The sequence below is a fragment of the Bacillus sp. FSL L8-0199 genome, assembly GCF_038005705.1.
Classification (GTDB): Bacteria; Bacillota; Bacilli; order Bacillales; family Bacillaceae_G; genus Bacillus_A; species Bacillus_A cereus.
Window position 1 is genome coordinate 421988 of sequence record NZ_JBBOTS010000001.1, and the last position, 15410, is coordinate 437397.

The following is a 15410-nucleotide window of genomic DNA, read 5'->3' on the forward strand; positions in this document are numbered from 1 at the left end:
AACAAATGTAAGATTTAGTGTAAACGCTTTATTAAGTTGAAAAAGACTTTCTCAATACAAAAAGGCTTGAATACAAACTATATATGAAAACGAAAAATCGGTATGGGAGGAAAAAGCTCATTATAAATAAATTTGAGAAAAAATTGTATGGAGCCAATTATTAAAGACGTAGAAAGATAAGGAAATATCATGTAAAATAATAGTAAAAATATGTAAAGGAGGGAATAGTGTGGATGTGTTTTTGAACATTGCTGAAGAAAAAATTCGACAAGCAATACGGAATGGTGATCTTGATTATATTCCGGGAAAAGGAAAACCACTACAATTAGAAGATCTTTCAATGGTACCTCCAGAACTTAGAATGAGTTATAAAATTTTAAAAAATGCGGGAATGATTCCACCAGAAATGGAACTACAAAAAGATATATTAAAAATAGAAGATCTAATTGCTTGCTGTTATGATGAAGAAGAGAGAAAGAAATTACGAGAAGAGTTAACAGCAAAAACTCTGCGTTTTCAGCAGGTAATGGAAAAGAGAAAGATTAAAGATAGTTCAGCTTTTCGTATGTATCAAGACAAAGTATTTCGTAAATTACGTTAAGAGGGATAAGATGAATACATTTAAAACGATAGAAGAATTAGCGACCTATATCGAAGAACAACAATTGGTACTTCTGTTTATTAAAACGGAAAATTGTGGTGTTTGTGATGTTATGCTAAGAAAAGTAAATTGCGTATTAGAGAATTATGATTACGTAGAGAAAATAGAGATATTACTACAAGACATGCAAGAGATTGCGGGGCGATATGGAGTATTTACAGGGCCAACAATTTTATTATTTCATAATGGCAAAGAAATTCTTCGTGAATCACGCTTCATTTCACTTGAAAATCTGGAGAGAACCATTCAATTATTTGAGGAATAAGGGAGGCTTTTAAATGGAATTTATTATTGTCATACTATTATTTGTTGTAGTTGGAACAATCGTAACAGCAGTTCGATCGAACAAGAAGAAGGTAAATCTTACAAAACAAAATAACATTCATAATTCATCTAACAGCTCATCACCATTATTTTTCTTTGCTGGATCTGATAATGATAGCTCGCATGATGGCGGCTCACATGATTGTGGAGGATCTTTTGGGGGAGATAGCGGAGGAAGCTGCGGTGGCGGTGGTGATTGATAAAAATGCGCCTTATATTAGGCGTATTTCTTTTTAAACAAACGTTTGATTAGTCGGCTTACATATGCATAAACACAGTTAAACAAACGTTTGTTTAATATTTTTAACATACTAAGGGGAATGGAAATGAAAAGGGAACCGAAAGTGAAAAATAAGGGGAAAGTAGTGTTATTTTTATTAGCTGCGGGAGGCGTATTTCTTGTTAAATTAGCATTTAAATTTGGAACCATACATATGATTCGAACTTGGTTTGAAAGTACGTTTTCTTAAATAAGGAATATAGCCTCTTGCGATAGAGGTTTTTGATTTGTTATTATTAGACTGAACGGTCGGTTTAAAGAGGTGTGAATATGAGAAGAAGCGCAGAAGAGATAAAGAAAGAAATTGCATATAAAGCAGAAAGTCTATTTTCACAGAAGGGCTACGCAGCTACATCTATGGAAGAGATTTGTGAAATTACAGAGCGAAGTAAAGGAAGTATTTATTATCACTTTAAAAGTAAAGAAGAATTATTTTTATTTGTAGTGAAACAGCATACGTATGATTGGATTGAAAAATGGAATGAAAAAGAGAAGTTGTATAGCACTAGTACTGAAAAACTATATGGTCTCGCGGAATATCATGTAGAGGACATACAGCAACCAATTTCAAATGCAATAGAGGAATTCTCTATGAGCCAAGTTGTAAGTAAAGAGATTCTGGATGAACTGTTAGCTTTAACTAGAGAATCATATGTTATGTTTGAGAAATTAATTGAAGTAGGTATACAGTCTGGAGAGTTCCGTGTAGATAATACTCGTGATCTTATGTATATTGTAAACGGATTATTATCAGGACTTGGAGTGCTTTACTACGAATTAGATTATAAAGAGCTGAAACGTATTTATAAAAAGGCAATAGATGTATTGTTAAAAGGAATGGCAGCTGAATAATAGGTCAGTTGCTTTTCTTACAAAATAAATTAGACCGAACGGTCGGTTTGTGAAAGGGGAATGAAAATGAACGCTTTATTTAAAAACCGAGCATTTATGCTCGTTATGGCGTCTGATATTTTACAACAATTTGCAATTTGGATCAGAAATATGGCTCTTTTGTATTTTATAATGGAGCGAACGAATAATGATCCAGTTTCTGTTTCGTTGTTATCAGTTATGGAATATGCACCTATTTTTATTTTCTCGTTTATCGGTGGTGCGCTAGCTGATCGCTGGAATCCGAAAAGAACAATGGTCGCTGGAGATGTATTAAGTGTACTGTCTATTATAGGAATTGTCTTGTTGTTAAAAATGGATTATTGGCAGGCTATATTTTTTGCAACACTCATTTCCGCGATTGTAGGTCAGTTTTCTCAGCCCTCATCTTCGCGTATATTTAAGCGCTATGTAAAAGAAGAAGAGGTAGCAAATGCGATTGCATTTAACCAAACATTACAGTCATTATTTCTGATTTTTGGACCAGTGGTAGGATCGCTTGTGTATACACAACTTGGTTTATTTATGTCACTATATAGCTTAATCATTTTATTTTTGTTATCAGCTATCGCCCTTTCATTCTTACCAAAATGGGTTGAAAAAGAGCAGGTGGCGAGAGACTCATTAAAAAATGATATAAAAGAAGGTTGGAAGTATGTTCTTCATACGAAAAATTTACGTATGATTACGATCACTTTTACAATTATGGGTTTAGCTGTTGGATTAACGAATCCATTAGAAGTATTCCTTGTAATTGAACGTTTAGGCATGGAAAAAGAAGCTGTTCAATATTTAGCGGCAGCTGACGGAATAGGTATGTTACTCGGTGGTATTGTTGCTGCAGTTTTCGCTTCAAAAGTGAATCCGAAAAAGATGTTTGTATTTGGTATGGGTATATTAGCGATGTCATTTTTAGTAGAAGGGCTATCTACATCATTTTGGATTACTAGTTTCATGAGATTTGGAACAGGTATTTGTTTAGCTTGTGTTAATATCGTTATCGGTACACTTATGATTCAACTTGTACCAGAAAATATGGTTGGAAGAGTAAATGGGACGATTTTACCACTGTTTATGGGGGCAATGCTAATTGGAACTTCACTAGCTGGAGGATTAAAGGAACTAACTTCACTAGTTACTGTGTTTTGTATAGCAATGGCACTTATTTTATTAGCGATAGGGCCAGTTCTACGCATGCAAATAAAAAAAGAAGATGTTGCTAATAAAGAGGCACTAACAAATTCGTTAGTTTCGAAATAACTATTGTAAGGGAGCAAAATTGCTCTCTTTTTCTTTGAGGAACTTTTGACAACTATATGAGCCAATTATATACTGATGTTGTAAAAATAATTTTACAGATTAGGAGCAATGGTGTGAAAAATCAAATCCATGAATTACGCACTGAAAATAATATTTCACAAGGCGCATTAGCTGATAAATGTAAGGTTTCTAGACAAACGATAAATGCAATTGAGAATAATAAATATGATCCAAGTTTAGCGTTAGCATTCCGTTTAGCTGAAGTATTAGGGACAACTGTTGATAAATTATTTTTGTACAAGCAGTAGAGTCGTTCGTTATAAGGCGCACCTTTAAAAATAAAAAAGATCCTCTTCTTATGAGAAGAGGATCTTTTCTTATAGCGTTTTAGTCTTTGGACTAGGTGGTGTAACGGATGTATTATTTTCTGGAACTCTAGTTAGTAAGAATCCTCCGATAATAAACAGAACAATAATACTAAGAACACCAGCGTTTGTTTTTCCTGTTAATTGCGTTGTAACACCGACTAATACCGGACCCATAATTGCGGCGAACTTACCAAATATATTATAAAATCCGAAGAATTCATTAGCAGATTCTTTTGGTACTAGTTTTGCAAAGTATGAACGACTTAGTGCTTGAATACCACCTTGAGATGTAGCAACTAGCATTGCTAAAATCCAAAAATCAAGTGTCGTTTTTAAGAAATAAGCATATGTGCAAATAATGATATAAATAATGATACCGACATATAACATTTTTTTGCCAGTAAATGTTTCAGATAATTTTCCGTATAGTAAAGCAAATGGACAAGCGACAATTTGTGTTACAAATAATATGATTAATAGATTCGTTGCACTAATACCGAGATCGGTTCCGTAAGCGGTAGACATAGTAATAATTGTATCGACTCCGTCAATATAGAAAAAGTAAGCGATTAGAAACATAAATACAGTTTTATATTCTTTAATATTTTTAAAAGTATCAGCAAGACGTTTGAAGCTCATTCTAATAGGTCTTGGATGACGCTCAATATAGTGTGTTTGCTCTACGTTTTTTAGCATTGGAATTGTAAATAACCCCCACCAAAGAGCTGTTATCGCAAAGGAAATTTGACTAGCAATGCCGACCGATAAGGGAATAGTTCCTTTTTGAGAAAGAATAATAAGAGCGATACAACCGATAAAAGGAATTGTACTCCCGATATAACCTAATGCAAATCCTCTTGTAGAAATTCGGTCCATTCTATCTTCAGAAGTGACGTCCACTAAAAATGCATCATAGAAAATGTTTGCTCCAGCAAAGCCGATTAAGGCGAGCATATAGCACCCTAGCAATAAGTACCACTGAGAGGTTGGAACAATTGCTAACATACTTGTAAATACGATACCAAGTCCAAAGAAGAATGTGAAAAATCGTTTTTTAAATCCTTTATAATCAGCAACTGTGCCGAGAATAGGGGCAAGTATAGAAATTAAAAGTGTTGCGAATGAGTTTGCATATCCCCAATATGCTGTTGAAGTTGCCCCAGATAGTCCAGCTTCTTTTGCAGCTGCTTTAAAGTAAATTGGAAATAATGCAGTTGTAATGACGAGCGAGTATACAGAGTTCGCCCAATCGTATAATATCCAGCTTTTTTCTTGTCTGGACATTTTTTTCATATAATGTTCCCCCTTAAATTTGTTTTACTAACAGTGTACAAAAATAAAAATTATAAAAAGAGAAACAGTGATGAATTTTACATAACTTTTACATATATACACAGTTCTTTACAATTGGAGTAAATCCTCTACAATTGCTCCGTCTGTTTCACCTAAGTGTAAACCTAGTAGTCTAGCGATAGTTGGACCTTCATCAATAAGTCTCATATATGGGATTGTCACACCACTTTTTATGCCTTTTCCGGCAGCGATAAAAATTGTTTCATAGTTAGGTTTTGTTGGAGAGTATCCATGCGTACCAAATGTATATTTTTTACTAGGCGTAACATCTTTTTCGGTAATTTCTTTTATGAAATCTCCTGTATAGTTTTCAGTGAAATAATACCCTTCTCGTGCTTCTAACATGAATAAACAATTACCGTCTGCACCGCAGTCTTTCGCAGCTTCATCATGAAGTATAAATTCAATTCCGTTTTGTTTATTTTGAAGTAGGTCTTCAAGGAGTAGTTGTACCTCCCGAATTGTATCCGTATCATTTTTGTCCTTTACATATACATAGGCAGAGCCGTCGCAACTTTGGCAATAGGCTTTCCAGTCTACTAATTTTCCTTTTTTATTAAGAGATATAAGTCCTCTTTGATGGAATAGCACATTTAATTGGATGGATTTGTTTTCACTTAAAGCGCTATGATCACCAAGGGCAATAATTGTACTTTCTTCGTATAGGTCACTTTCTTTTAGTGCTTGAATAATTTTCCCTAGACGTTCGTCATGTCTCTGGATAGCAGCTATTGTTTCGTTAGATTCAAAGCCGTGATAGTGTCTTTGGGTGTCTAGATCGGTGAAATGTACAAACATGACATTAGGCTTTTTCGTCTGGATTGTATGCACAGCAGAGGCGAGGACGAAATCATCCAGCTCTGGTTGTGATAAACCATTTCTTATATGGCCGAAACGACGATTTAAATCTAATTGGTATAGTGGGCTACCGCTAAATAAGGAAACTAACACTTGATTTTGCCAAGGTCTATTGGGGAAAATTTCTGGTAAATTGTAATCGATGTTCGCTCTTCCAGTAACAGGCCATAGAAGGGCGGCTGTCGTTAAATTTGCTTTGCGCGCTTCATCATACAATGTTGTTCCTTTTATTGATTTTCGGTACCAATGCCAATCAGGTGATTCACGCCCTGGTTGAAGTAACGTATTGCTAACAACACCGTGCTTGTTAGGGTAATTACCGGTTACGATTGTTGAGTGGCTTGGATATGTTACAGAAGGATAAATTGGTTCTACTTTTTCGACAACCGTGCCCTTTTTTATTAGAGATTGGAAATGAGGTAGTTTTTGTAGTATAGGAAAATCTAAAGCTGATAAACAGTCGAATGATAAAATAATGACATGGTTTGTTAATGCTTTATCCATAAAGTTCCCTCCTGATTATATAAAACCTATTCTTATATATTACTATTAATACCTAGTAATAAAAATATATTTTTAGGTGAAAATTTATTATTTATTTTCAGAAAAATTAAACATATAATTAAGTATAAGGGAATCTATGGAAGGAGGAAACACTATGGATTGGTTAGATGGATTTGGTATCTTTTACATCATTGGTGGAATCACGATTATCCTTGTATTTGCTATTTCATATTTACTAAAGAAACGGTTTCCAGACAAACAGTTCGATATTATATTTGCACTTAGTTTAATACTTCTTTGCTTAGCGTCCTTTCCCGTTACAATGATGGTTATTGGTGGGTGGGAAGGAATGGGATATGGATTTATTGGTTTCTTCGTCCTACTTGGTACACTTATCGGTATGATTGCACATCAACTTGTGAAAATTACGCGGAAAAGCTACGTATAAAACTGCAAAAAATGAAAAGAATATATAATAATAAGAAAATTAGCTATTGTTTTAAAAAAGAATTTGTATTATGATAATCAACAAATTTATTTCGTTATAACGATGAAAAAGGACTAGTACATGTTCAACCTTTTTAGCAGAGAGAGAATCCGCCAGGCTGAAAGATTCTTAAAAAGGCAATATGGAACCTGCCTTTGAGTTCTGCATATGCAGCGGGAATTTCCCGTTATCAAAAAGAGAGCATGCGCAATTTTTGTGCATGAATCAGGGTGGTAACGCCGGCAAAGCTCGGTCCCTATTTAGGGACGCGGGCTTTTTTGTATTTTCTAGAAGGAGGAAGACTGACTATGGCAAAAGAACAAGTGCAAGCCATTACGAAGATGGAAGAGAACTTTGCGCAGTGGTATACCGATATTGTAAAAAAAGCCGAACTTGTTGATTATTCAAGTGTAAAAGGGTGCATGATTTTACGTCCGTATGGTTATGCCTTATGGGAGAATATGCAGAAGGTGATGGATGAGAAGTTAAAAGAAACTGGCCATGAAAATGTATATATGCCAATGTTTATCCCAGAGAGTTTATTGCAAAAAGAGAAGGATCATGTTGAAGGATTTGCTCCTGAAGTAGCATGGGTTACGCATGGTGGAGATGAAAAGTTAGCGGAAAGACTTTGTGTACGTCCTACATCTGAAACTTTATTCTGTGAGCATTTTTCAAAAATTGTGCAATCCTATAATGATTTGCCAAAGTTATATAATCAGTGGTGCTCAGTAGTTCGTTGGGAGAAGACAACTAGGCCGTTCCTTCGTACGACTGAATTTTTATGGCAAGAGGGTCATACAATCCATGAAACGGCAGAAGAATCGCAGGCTGAAACATTAAATATTTTAAACTTATATGCTTCTTTCTGTGAGGATTATTTAGCAATACCAGTTATTAAAGGACAAAAAACAGAAAAAGAGAAGTTTGCTGGAGCAAAGGCAACTTATACAATTGAAAGTTTAATGCATGATGGAAAAGCACTTCAAACAGGAACCTCTCATAACTTTGGGACGAATTTCTCAGAAGCATTTGATATTAAGTTTTTAGATCGTAACGGTAAGTGGCAATATGTGCACCAAACATCTTGGGGTGTATCAACAAGAATGATAGGCGGGCTAATAATGGTTCATAGTGATAATAATGGACTTGTAATGCCACCAAAAGTCGCTCCAGTGCAAGTTGTTATTGTACCGATTGCTCAGCATAAAGAAGGAGTTTTAGCAAAAGCAACAGAGTTACAAGCACATATTCAAAAGGTTGCACGAGTAAAAATAGATGCTAGTAATAAAACACCAGGCTGGAAATTTAATGAGTATGAAATGAAGGGGATTCCAATTCGATTAGAAGTTGGCCCTAAAGATATTGAAAAGAATCAAGTTGTACTTGTAAGAAGAGATACGAAGGAAAAAGAGTTTGTACCAATGGATCAATTAGAAGAACGTATTCCAGCATTACTTGAAGAAATTCATATTGCTTTATTTAATAAAGCAAAAGCATTTCGCGATGAGAATACGTATGTTGCGACAAATTTCGAAGAGATGAAAAAAATAGCTGACGAAAAGCAAGGATTTATTAAAGCGATGTGGTGCGGGGAATTAGCTTGTGAAGAGAAACTAAAAGAAGAAGTTGGAGTATCTTCTCGCTGTATGCCTTTTGAGCAAGAACATTTAGCTGAAGAATGTATTTGTTGTGGTAAAGAAGCTAAACAAATGGTGTATTGGGGAAAAGCGTATTAATACTTTTTCTGATAGGTGATAAAAAGGACTTTGGGCTGCATAATAAAATATAATCCAAAGTCCTTTTTAGTTTTATACAGTATTTCATGTATTCTTTAGATGGAAGGATGTTGCTCTTATTTTACGTTTTTACGACGAATAAACAGTAACATACCAATTAAGAATGTTGAAAGACCCATTAAAATAGATATAGGGTAATGCGTTGCAGTATTAGGTAATTTATCACCTTGTTTTTTTGTATTATCTTTTACATTATCCCCTTGAGAACCGTTGCCCTCCTGAGAATTGTTATCGCCTTTAACACGATTGCCACCTTGAGAGCCATTACCACCTTGAGAGCCATTGCCACCTTGAGAGCCATTACCACCTTGAGAGCCATTGCCACCTTGAGAGCCATTGCCACCTTGAGAGCCATTACCACCTTGAGAGCCATTGCCACCTTGAGAGCCATTACCACCTTGAGAGCCATTGCCACCTTGAGAGCCATTACCACCTTGAGAGCCACTGCCACCAGAACCGTTACCGCCGGAACCATTGCCGTCAGAGCCACTGCCACCAGAACCGTTACCGCCGGAACCATTGCCGTCAGAGCCACTGCCACCAGAACCGTTACCGCCGGAACCATTGTCGTCAGAGCTGCTACCACCAGAACCATTACCGCCGGAACCATTGCCATCAGAACCACTGCCACCAGAACCATTACCGCCGGAACCACTGCCATCAGAACCGTTACCGCCGGAACCATTGCCACCAGAGCCACTGCCACCAGAACCGTTACCGCCGGAACCATTGTCACCAGAACCACTATCGTCCTGAGAACCGTTATTTCCTGGAGGTTTATTATTATCCTTTGAGTTTCCTTCTGCAAAATGATCGCTATTTTGTACAATAGCGTTTGTTAATGGTTGGAAGTTTTCAGTTGCAGCATTACCGATATTTAAACCGCTAAAAAAAGATAAAGAGAGTGTTGATGCTAAAATGAAGATTTTCGTCATGGTTTTCCTCCTAAGAAATTAATATTCCATCAATACATCCCTTTGTAATATTTCTTAGGAAAAAGAGTTTTATGCAAAAAAAACTATATATAGAAAAAGGTGGTGTATTTGTCAAAGCAGAAAAGAGTTAATGTAGATTTTCTACAAATAGTAGAGGGGGAGAATTTACATTCATAACGGTAGAGGAAGTGGCAGCAGATGAAAGAGTATATAGCGTTTGATATTGGCGGTACGCAAATTAAGTATGGTATTGTTTCAGAAATAGGGAGAGTATTAAAGCGTAAAACAGTTGCAACAGAAATTCATTTAGGCGGAGAACAAATTATTCAAAAACTTATATATGTATCCCAAAAAATAATGAATGAACATACTATTGCAGGAATTGGTATTAGCACTACGGGAATTGTTGATATTAATAAAGGAATTGTGACGGGAGGTGCGGATCATATTCCGGGATATAGTACGATTCCTATTATTGATAGATTGCAAGAGATATTAAAAGTTCCAGTATCGATTGACAATGATGTGAATTGTGCAGCGTTTGGAGAAAAGTGGAATGGTAGTGGAAGAGAGAAAGATAACTTTATTATGCTCACCATTGGAACAGGGATTGGGGGGGCAATTTTTATAGATGAAGAATTGTACCGAGGACATTCATTTAGTGCTGGTGAATGGGGGAATATGCTAATAGAAGGAAAAACGTTTGAAGAGGTTGCTTCGATTTCAGGATTAATTCGGCTTGTAAGAAAATATAAAGGCAAAGGCGAGTGGAATGGGAAAAGAATTTTCGAGTTGTATGATAAAGGAGATAGAGAAGTTGCTCAAGCAGTTGGGATTTTTTTTAAACATTTGGCAATCGGAATTAGTAATCTTGCTTATATTTTTAATCCAGAAACGATTATTATTGGTGGAGGAATTACCGATAGAGGAAATGAGTTTTTAAAAGAAGTAAAAGAAGAGATCAGTAAATACTTAAATCAAGAGATTTATAATAATTGTGAGATTGAACTTGCGCAAAACGGTAATTGTGCAGGAATGATTGGTGCTATTTACCACTTCTTACATCATCATAAGTAAATTATATGAATGTTTTCATATAACTGAGAATTTATCCTTTTTATCGCTAGGTAAATAATGCTACAATATAAGAGAAGAATACAATATTTTCCGATTTGGAAAATGCTTTGTAGAAAGGGAGAAACTTCATGCCTATTATTTTAGAAAAAGGTCAAAAGATCGATTTAACGAAAGGACAACCAAAAGTAGCAAAACTACAGGTTGGCTTAGGCTGGGATCCAATTGGGCAATCAGGTGGATTTCTGTCTTCATTATTTGGAAGTAAACCAAATGTAGATTGTGATGCATCTGTTGTTATGTTAGAAGGAGATCGTTTTTTAAACAAAAATGATTTAGTTTACTTCGGAAATAAACTTTCTACTTGTGGTAGTATTATTCATTCAGGAGATAATTTAACAGGTGAAGGCGCTGGTGATGACGAAACAATTTTCGTAGAATTACATAAAGTTCCGAGCCGTATTAATCGTTTAGTATTCGTTGTAAATATTTATGACTGTGTAAATCGTCGTCAAGATTTCGGGATGATTCGTAATGCATATATTCGTATTCAAAACCCGCAAACTGGTGAAGAATTAGCACGCTATAATTTATCGGATAATTATGCTGGCAAAACAACTCTAATTGCAGGTGAAATGTATCGTCACGGAAGTGAATGGAAGTTTTCAGCAGTTGGAGAAGGCACGCAAGATAAAAACTTAAGTGAGATTGTATCACGTTATCAATAAAATAACCGAGGAGGAATTGTATATGGCATCAATTTCATTGAAAAAGGGACAAAAGGTAGACTTAACAAAAACGAATCCAGGTCTTTCGAAAGTTCTTGTAGGACTTGGTTGGGACACGAATCGTTATGATGGACAAAACGATTTCGATTTAGATGTTAGTATTTTCTTAGTAGGTGCTAACGGTAAAGTTTCAGGTGCAGAGGATTTCGTCTTCTATAATAATCCAAAAGGTGCGAATGGTGCTGTAGAGCATTTAGGAGATAACCGCACTGGTGAAGGTGAAGGCGATGACGAAGCGATTAAAGTAGATTTGAAAAATGTTCCTGCTCACATCGAACGTATTTGTTTCACAATTACAATTTATGATGGAGAAGGCCGTAGCCAAAACTTCGGACAAGTTTCTAATTCTTTCGTACGTATTTTAGATGAAGAAAAGAATGCAGAATTAATTCGTTACGATTTAGGAGAAGATTTCTCTATTGAAACAGCCGTAGTAGTAGGTGAATTATATCGTCATGCAGGTGACTGGAAATTCAATGCAATCGGAAGTGGATTCCAAGGTGGATTAGCGTCTCTATGTAATAACTTTGGTTTAGATGTAGAGTAATAGATTTGATTTATATATCCATTGGTGAAATGTATGTTTACTGATGGATATATTTTTAAAGATAAACATATAGAGGTGAATATAGATGGTTATTCAATTACAAAAAGGCCAGAAAATCGATTTAGGTAAGACAAGCCCTGGTTTAACAAAAGCAGTAATTGGTCTTGGATGGGATATTAAATCTTATGACGGTGGAGCTGATTTCGATTTAGATGCATCTGCCTTTTTATTAGATGCAAACGGAAAATGTACGAAGGAAACTGATTTTATCTTCTATAATAATTTACAGTCTCCTTGTGGATCTGTTTTACATACAGGAGATAACCGTACAGGTGAAGGTGAAGGTGACGATGAGCAACTTGTTGTGGACTTGAAGAAAGTTCCAGCAGATGTGCACAGAATTGCTATTACAGTTACGATTTATGATGCAGAAGGCCGTAGTCAAAACTTTGGGCAAGTAGGAAATGCGTTTGTTCGTTTAGCGAATGAAGAAACGAGTGAAGAAGTTCTTCGTTTTGACTTAGGGGAAGATTTCTCCATCGAAACAGCAGTTGTCTTTTGTGAATTATACCGTCATAATGGACAGTGGAAGTTTAATGCAGTAGGAAGTGGATTCCAAGGTGGTTTAGGTGCGCTTGTAAGAGCGTATGGCTTGGATGCATAGAAAGGAAACGATATTCGTTTCCTTTTTTTGACCTTTCTATAAATCTAGCAAAGAATAGGGGATAAAGGTAAGATGAGTATTTTGCAAGGAATCCTTGATACGTATGCTCAGTTTTTCGACTTGGACATGTGGATTAAAGTGTTGCAAGATCCAGTATCTTGGGGATTAATTGGTACACTTGTTGTACTTGAAGGGTTGTTATCTGCTGATAACGCACTTGTGTTAGCAGTAATGGTAAAACACCTTCCTGAAGATAAACGTAAAAAAGCATTATTCTATGGACTTATTGGAGCTTATATATTCCGCTTTATTGCAATTGGAATTGGAATGTTCTTAATTAAATTATGGTGGGTAAAACTTCTTGGTGCACTTTACCTTGCTTGGTTATCAGTAAAATACTTTATTGATAAGCGTAAAGGTGCAGGTGAAGAAGAGGAAGCTCATGGTATGAACCAAAACAGTATTTTCTTCAGAATGTTCGGTGTCTTCTGGGGAACAGTTGCAATGGTCGAATTAATGGATATCGCATTCTCTGTAGATAGTGTACTTGCTGCATTTGGTGTATCTAATGAAGTTTGGATTTTATTATTAGGCGGAATGCTAGGTATTTTAATGATGCGTGGTATTGCCGGTGTATTCTTGAAATTGTTAGAGCGTATTCCAGAGCTTGAAACGACAGCATACATTTTAATCTTAATTATTGCATCGAAAATGTTACTGTCTTTAATCGAGATTGAGATTAGTCATACACTATTCTTTATTATTTTAGTTGTAGCATTTGGAGCAACATTTATAATTCACTACATGAAGAATTCTGGACAAGCTAAAGAAGAAGTTGCAGCTACTAAAGAAGACAATAAATAATTGAAATGGGTTTGCTCGTTTTGTGAGCGCCCATTTTTTATAACCAAAAATAGTTTATAATAGAAGAAGGACTTAGAAAAAACGTAAATGTTTTTGGAGGTGAACTGTTGTGTTTTCACGTTTTACACTTCAACCATATGCATTAAAAGATGAATCAGATTTAAAGCAATTTGAAACGCTTTTAGAAAAACGTCCACAATATGAACTGACAGAGAATGAGATGAAATTTAGTTATATAGCATGTCGAATCCTTGGCGTTCCTAATGATGTAGATGAATATTTTAATGAACTGTTTGATTATAGTGAAGCGAAAGGAATCGAAGTTTTACACGAACAAAATTTAAACAAAGTGATTGATTCGGAAAAGCTTCGTCATATTCAAGAAGTGTTCGGATTACATCAAGAAGCACCAAATGGTCTGACAGTAAATAGGTTAGTTGCACACTTATCTGGGAAACAACTTTTACCGAAAGTAGACAATCCTGATTTACAGCATTACATACATACGACGTTTATTTCACTATTGAAATTATATGAGAAACAACATAATCAGTCGTTAAAGACAGAAGGCTTCCGTCGTTTCTTAATCGACATAATTAAACTAAGCGAAAATTATGTAGCGAAGTGGTTCTCTACGATTAATTATAAGAAACAAATGCCGCGTATCGTTTGGTATGGTGATGCACAGGAAAGCCGTATATATTTCTTATACTTTCTTATTATGCTCGGTTGTGATGTGCTTTATTATCATCCAGAAGGAAAAGATGGATTTGAGAATGTCGATGAAGAGGGAAGGACCTTTATTGTGTCTCATCCAGGCCGTATTTCTCTTGAACCATTTCCAGATCGCCGCCGCGAGCGTGTGGCAACAGTAGCGTATCAAGCTTCAAAAGAAATTGAGCAAGTACTTCACCACGATAATTCACTGCTGTACAAGCCGTGGCAATTCCGTTCCTATACGCCTGTAGCTCGTACACTAAAAACAACATATGATGAACTCTTTTTAATTACGAAAGAAAAGGCGTTTGTACGCCCGACATTCTTTGTTGAAAATAAACACATTTATATCCCTTCTTTATTTGCGAAAATATCAGGTGTTTCAAAGAATGATAAAGAGTATTTTCAACGATTAAAGGCTGTTACATCATTTGATAACAGTTTACTAATTAATACATTCCCATTTACGAAAGAGCAAAAAGCAAACTTCCAATATCATTATCGAGATGCATTGGACCGAGCTGGGAAATTACATCCGGATCTAATTATGAATAGCCATTGGTGGCCGCATAAGCGTTTACCGGAAGGTTTACAACATGGTATTGCAGAAGCGATTATCCATACGTGTGAAAGTGAAATGTGCAAACCAATTGCGAAAGAGACGAAACAAGATGTAGCGCTATATGTTTTCGCGCAACTTTCTCAAATACCACCGAATATTTTAGAACAGCTTGAGAAATTTGATTATTCACAAGATGTACCGAAAATTGTTATATTTAATAATGAGAAGAGTGGAGAGTTAACTCGTTCTGATGCTGTTTTATTACTATTTTTAAATCAAATTGGAGTAGATGTATTCCATTTCAATCCAACGGGAAGAAACGATATTGAACCGTATATTGAAGCGGGGGCATTTGATTCCCATTGGCTTGAAGAGGTTAATTTCGATCTTGAGTTTCATGGTTCATCAGCTTATAAAAATTTATCACAAACAATAAAAGGACTATTTCGTCCATTTTTATAAGGAAAGGGAGAA

General features: G+C 35.6%; 18 protein-coding genes and 1 other annotated feature. Of the genes, 15 read left to right on the forward strand and 3 right to left on the reverse strand.

Annotation, left to right across the window (positions count from 1 at the left end):
• The first annotated feature begins 229 nt into the window (after positions 1-229).
• The 7 genes from NST86_RS02190 (at position 230) to NST86_RS02220 (ending at position 3724) form a co-directional block, all read left to right on the forward strand.
• Complete coding sequence (locus NST86_RS02190) at positions 230-601, forward strand: DnaJ family domain-containing protein (RefSeq protein WP_000382367.1); 372 nt, start codon at positions 230-232, stop codon at positions 599-601.
• A 10-nt stretch (positions 602-611) separates the two neighbouring features.
• Entirely contained in the window at positions 612-926 is a 315-nt protein-coding gene (locus NST86_RS02195; protein ID WP_001091336.1) for a thioredoxin family protein, read from the forward strand.
• 13 nt (positions 927-939) lie between these two features.
• Positions 940-1185, forward strand: a complete 246-nt coding sequence (locus tag NST86_RS02200) for a hypothetical protein (protein WP_000394369.1) — start codon at positions 940-942, stop codon at positions 1183-1185.
• Between the two features lie 126 nt (positions 1186-1311).
• The gene (locus tag NST86_RS02205; RefSeq protein ID WP_000817981.1) at positions 1312-1455 is read left to right on the forward strand and encodes a hypothetical protein; all 144 of its coding nucleotides are present in this window, start codon (positions 1312-1314) and stop codon (positions 1453-1455) included.
• An 80-nt stretch (positions 1456-1535) separates the two neighbouring features.
• Positions 1536-2117, forward strand: a complete 582-nt coding sequence (locus NST86_RS02210; RefSeq protein ID WP_086423818.1) for a TetR/AcrR family transcriptional regulator — start codon at positions 1536-1538, stop codon at positions 2115-2117.
• Between the two features lie 66 nt (positions 2118-2183).
• Positions 2184-3416, forward strand: a complete 1233-nt coding sequence (locus tag NST86_RS02215; protein WP_086423817.1) for an MFS transporter — start codon at positions 2184-2186, stop codon at positions 3414-3416.
• A gap of 56 nt (positions 3417-3472) precedes the next feature.
• Complete coding sequence (locus NST86_RS02220; protein ID WP_080119155.1) at positions 3473-3724, forward strand: helix-turn-helix transcriptional regulator; 252 nt, start codon at positions 3473-3475, stop codon at positions 3722-3724.
• A gap of 69 nt (positions 3725-3793) precedes the next feature.
• Here NST86_RS02220 and NST86_RS02225 read toward each other — a convergent pair whose 3' ends face one another.
• Together NST86_RS02225 and NST86_RS02230 are read right to left on the reverse strand one after the other, a co-directional pair.
• Complete coding sequence (locus tag NST86_RS02225) at positions 3794-5077, reverse strand: MFS transporter (RefSeq protein ID WP_044795638.1); 1284 nt, start codon at positions 5075-5077, stop codon at positions 3794-3796.
• 108 nt (positions 5078-5185) lie between these two features.
• A complete protein-coding gene (locus NST86_RS02230) occupies positions 5186-6499 on the reverse strand; it encodes an alkaline phosphatase family protein (RefSeq protein ID WP_000356413.1) in 1314 nt (437 codons plus the stop codon).
• A gap of 154 nt (positions 6500-6653) precedes the next feature.
• Between NST86_RS02230 and NST86_RS02235 the strand changes: the two genes are divergently transcribed.
• Positions 6654-6947, forward strand: a complete 294-nt coding sequence (locus NST86_RS02235) for a YesK-like family protein (protein WP_000383853.1) — start codon at positions 6654-6656, stop codon at positions 6945-6947.
• A 93-nt stretch (positions 6948-7040) separates the two neighbouring features.
• Positions 7041-7247, forward strand: a binding site (T-box leader).
• Positions 7248-7294: 47 nt separating this feature from the next.
• On the forward strand, positions 7295-8725 hold the full coding sequence (gene proS, locus NST86_RS02240) for a proline--tRNA ligase (protein WP_227593380.1): 1431 nt from the start codon (positions 7295-7297) through the stop codon (positions 8723-8725).
• Positions 8726-8841: 116 nt separating this feature from the next.
• Here the strand turns inward: proS and NST86_RS02245 are convergent, their stop codons facing one another.
• A complete protein-coding gene (locus NST86_RS02245; protein ID WP_340933069.1) occupies positions 8842-9720 on the reverse strand; it encodes an LPXTG cell wall anchor domain-containing protein in 879 nt (292 codons plus the stop codon).
• A gap of 198 nt (positions 9721-9918) precedes the next feature.
• Between NST86_RS02245 and NST86_RS02250 the strand changes: the two genes are divergently transcribed.
• From NST86_RS02250 to NST86_RS02275, 6 genes are all read left to right on the forward strand, one after another.
• Positions 9919-10797: an ROK family protein gene (locus NST86_RS02250; RefSeq protein WP_086423815.1), complete on the forward strand. Its 879-nt coding sequence runs from the start codon at positions 9919-9921 to the stop codon at positions 10795-10797.
• Between the two features lie 128 nt (positions 10798-10925).
• Positions 10926-11522: a TerD family protein gene (locus tag NST86_RS02255; RefSeq protein WP_001121586.1), complete on the forward strand. Its 597-nt coding sequence runs from the start codon at positions 10926-10928 to the stop codon at positions 11520-11522.
• A 22-nt stretch (positions 11523-11544) separates the two neighbouring features.
• Positions 11545-12129: a TerD family protein gene (locus NST86_RS02260; protein ID WP_000146726.1), complete on the forward strand. Its 585-nt coding sequence runs from the start codon at positions 11545-11547 to the stop codon at positions 12127-12129.
• A gap of 85 nt (positions 12130-12214) precedes the next feature.
• Entirely contained in the window at positions 12215-12793 is a 579-nt protein-coding gene (locus NST86_RS02265) for a TerD family protein (RefSeq protein ID WP_000236643.1), read from the forward strand.
• 72 nt (positions 12794-12865) lie between these two features.
• Positions 12866-13657, forward strand: a complete 792-nt coding sequence (locus NST86_RS02270; RefSeq protein WP_086423814.1) for a TerC family protein — start codon at positions 12866-12868, stop codon at positions 13655-13657.
• Between the two features lie 109 nt (positions 13658-13766).
• Positions 13767-15398, forward strand: a complete 1632-nt coding sequence (locus NST86_RS02275) for a YceG family protein (protein ID WP_000492866.1) — start codon at positions 13767-13769, stop codon at positions 15396-15398.
• Positions 15399-15410 lie beyond the last annotated feature (12 nt).

Excerpts from the sequence above, each read along its gene's own strand:
- NST86_RS02195 (WP_001091336.1), top strand. The coding sequence starts at position 612 with ATGAATACATTTAAAACGATAGAAGAATTAGCGACCTATATCGAAGAA.
- NST86_RS02245 (WP_340933069.1), bottom strand. The coding sequence starts at position 9,720 with ATGACGAAAATCTTCATTTTAGCATCAACACTCTCTTTATCTTTTTTT.
- NST86_RS02270 (WP_086423814.1), top strand. The coding sequence starts at position 12,866 with ATGAGTATTTTGCAAGGAATCCTTGATACGTATGCTCAGTTTTTCGAC.
- NST86_RS02225 (WP_044795638.1), bottom strand. The coding sequence starts at position 5,077 with ATGAAAAAAATGTCCAGACAAGAAAAAAGCTGGATATTATACGATTGG.
- NST86_RS02235 (WP_000383853.1), top strand. The coding sequence starts at position 6,654 with ATGGATTGGTTAGATGGATTTGGTATCTTTTACATCATTGGTGGAATC.
- NST86_RS02215 (WP_086423817.1), top strand. The coding sequence starts at position 2,184 with ATGAACGCTTTATTTAAAAACCGAGCATTTATGCTCGTTATGGCGTCT.
- NST86_RS02220 (WP_080119155.1), top strand. The coding sequence starts at position 3,473 with ATGAGCCAATTATATACTGATGTTGTAAAAATAATTTTACAGATTAGG.
- NST86_RS02255 (WP_001121586.1), top strand. The coding sequence starts at position 10,926 with ATGCCTATTATTTTAGAAAAAGGTCAAAAGATCGATTTAACGAAAGGA.
- NST86_RS02260 (WP_000146726.1), top strand. The coding sequence starts at position 11,545 with ATGGCATCAATTTCATTGAAAAAGGGACAAAAGGTAGACTTAACAAAA.
- NST86_RS02230 (WP_000356413.1), bottom strand. The coding sequence starts at position 6,499 with ATGGATAAAGCATTAACAAACCATGTCATTATTTTATCATTCGACTGT.
- NST86_RS02200 (WP_000394369.1), top strand. The coding sequence starts at position 940 with ATGGAATTTATTATTGTCATACTATTATTTGTTGTAGTTGGAACAATC.
- NST86_RS02210 (WP_086423818.1), top strand. The coding sequence starts at position 1,536 with ATGAGAAGAAGCGCAGAAGAGATAAAGAAAGAAATTGCATATAAAGCA.
- proS (WP_227593380.1), top strand. The coding sequence starts at position 7,295 with ATGGCAAAAGAACAAGTGCAAGCCATTACGAAGATGGAAGAGAACTTT.
- NST86_RS02250 (WP_086423815.1), top strand. The coding sequence starts at position 9,919 with ATGAAAGAGTATATAGCGTTTGATATTGGCGGTACGCAAATTAAGTAT.
- NST86_RS02205 (WP_000817981.1), top strand. The coding sequence starts at position 1,312 with ATGAAAAGGGAACCGAAAGTGAAAAATAAGGGGAAAGTAGTGTTATTT.
- NST86_RS02265 (WP_000236643.1), top strand. The coding sequence starts at position 12,215 with ATGGTTATTCAATTACAAAAAGGCCAGAAAATCGATTTAGGTAAGACA.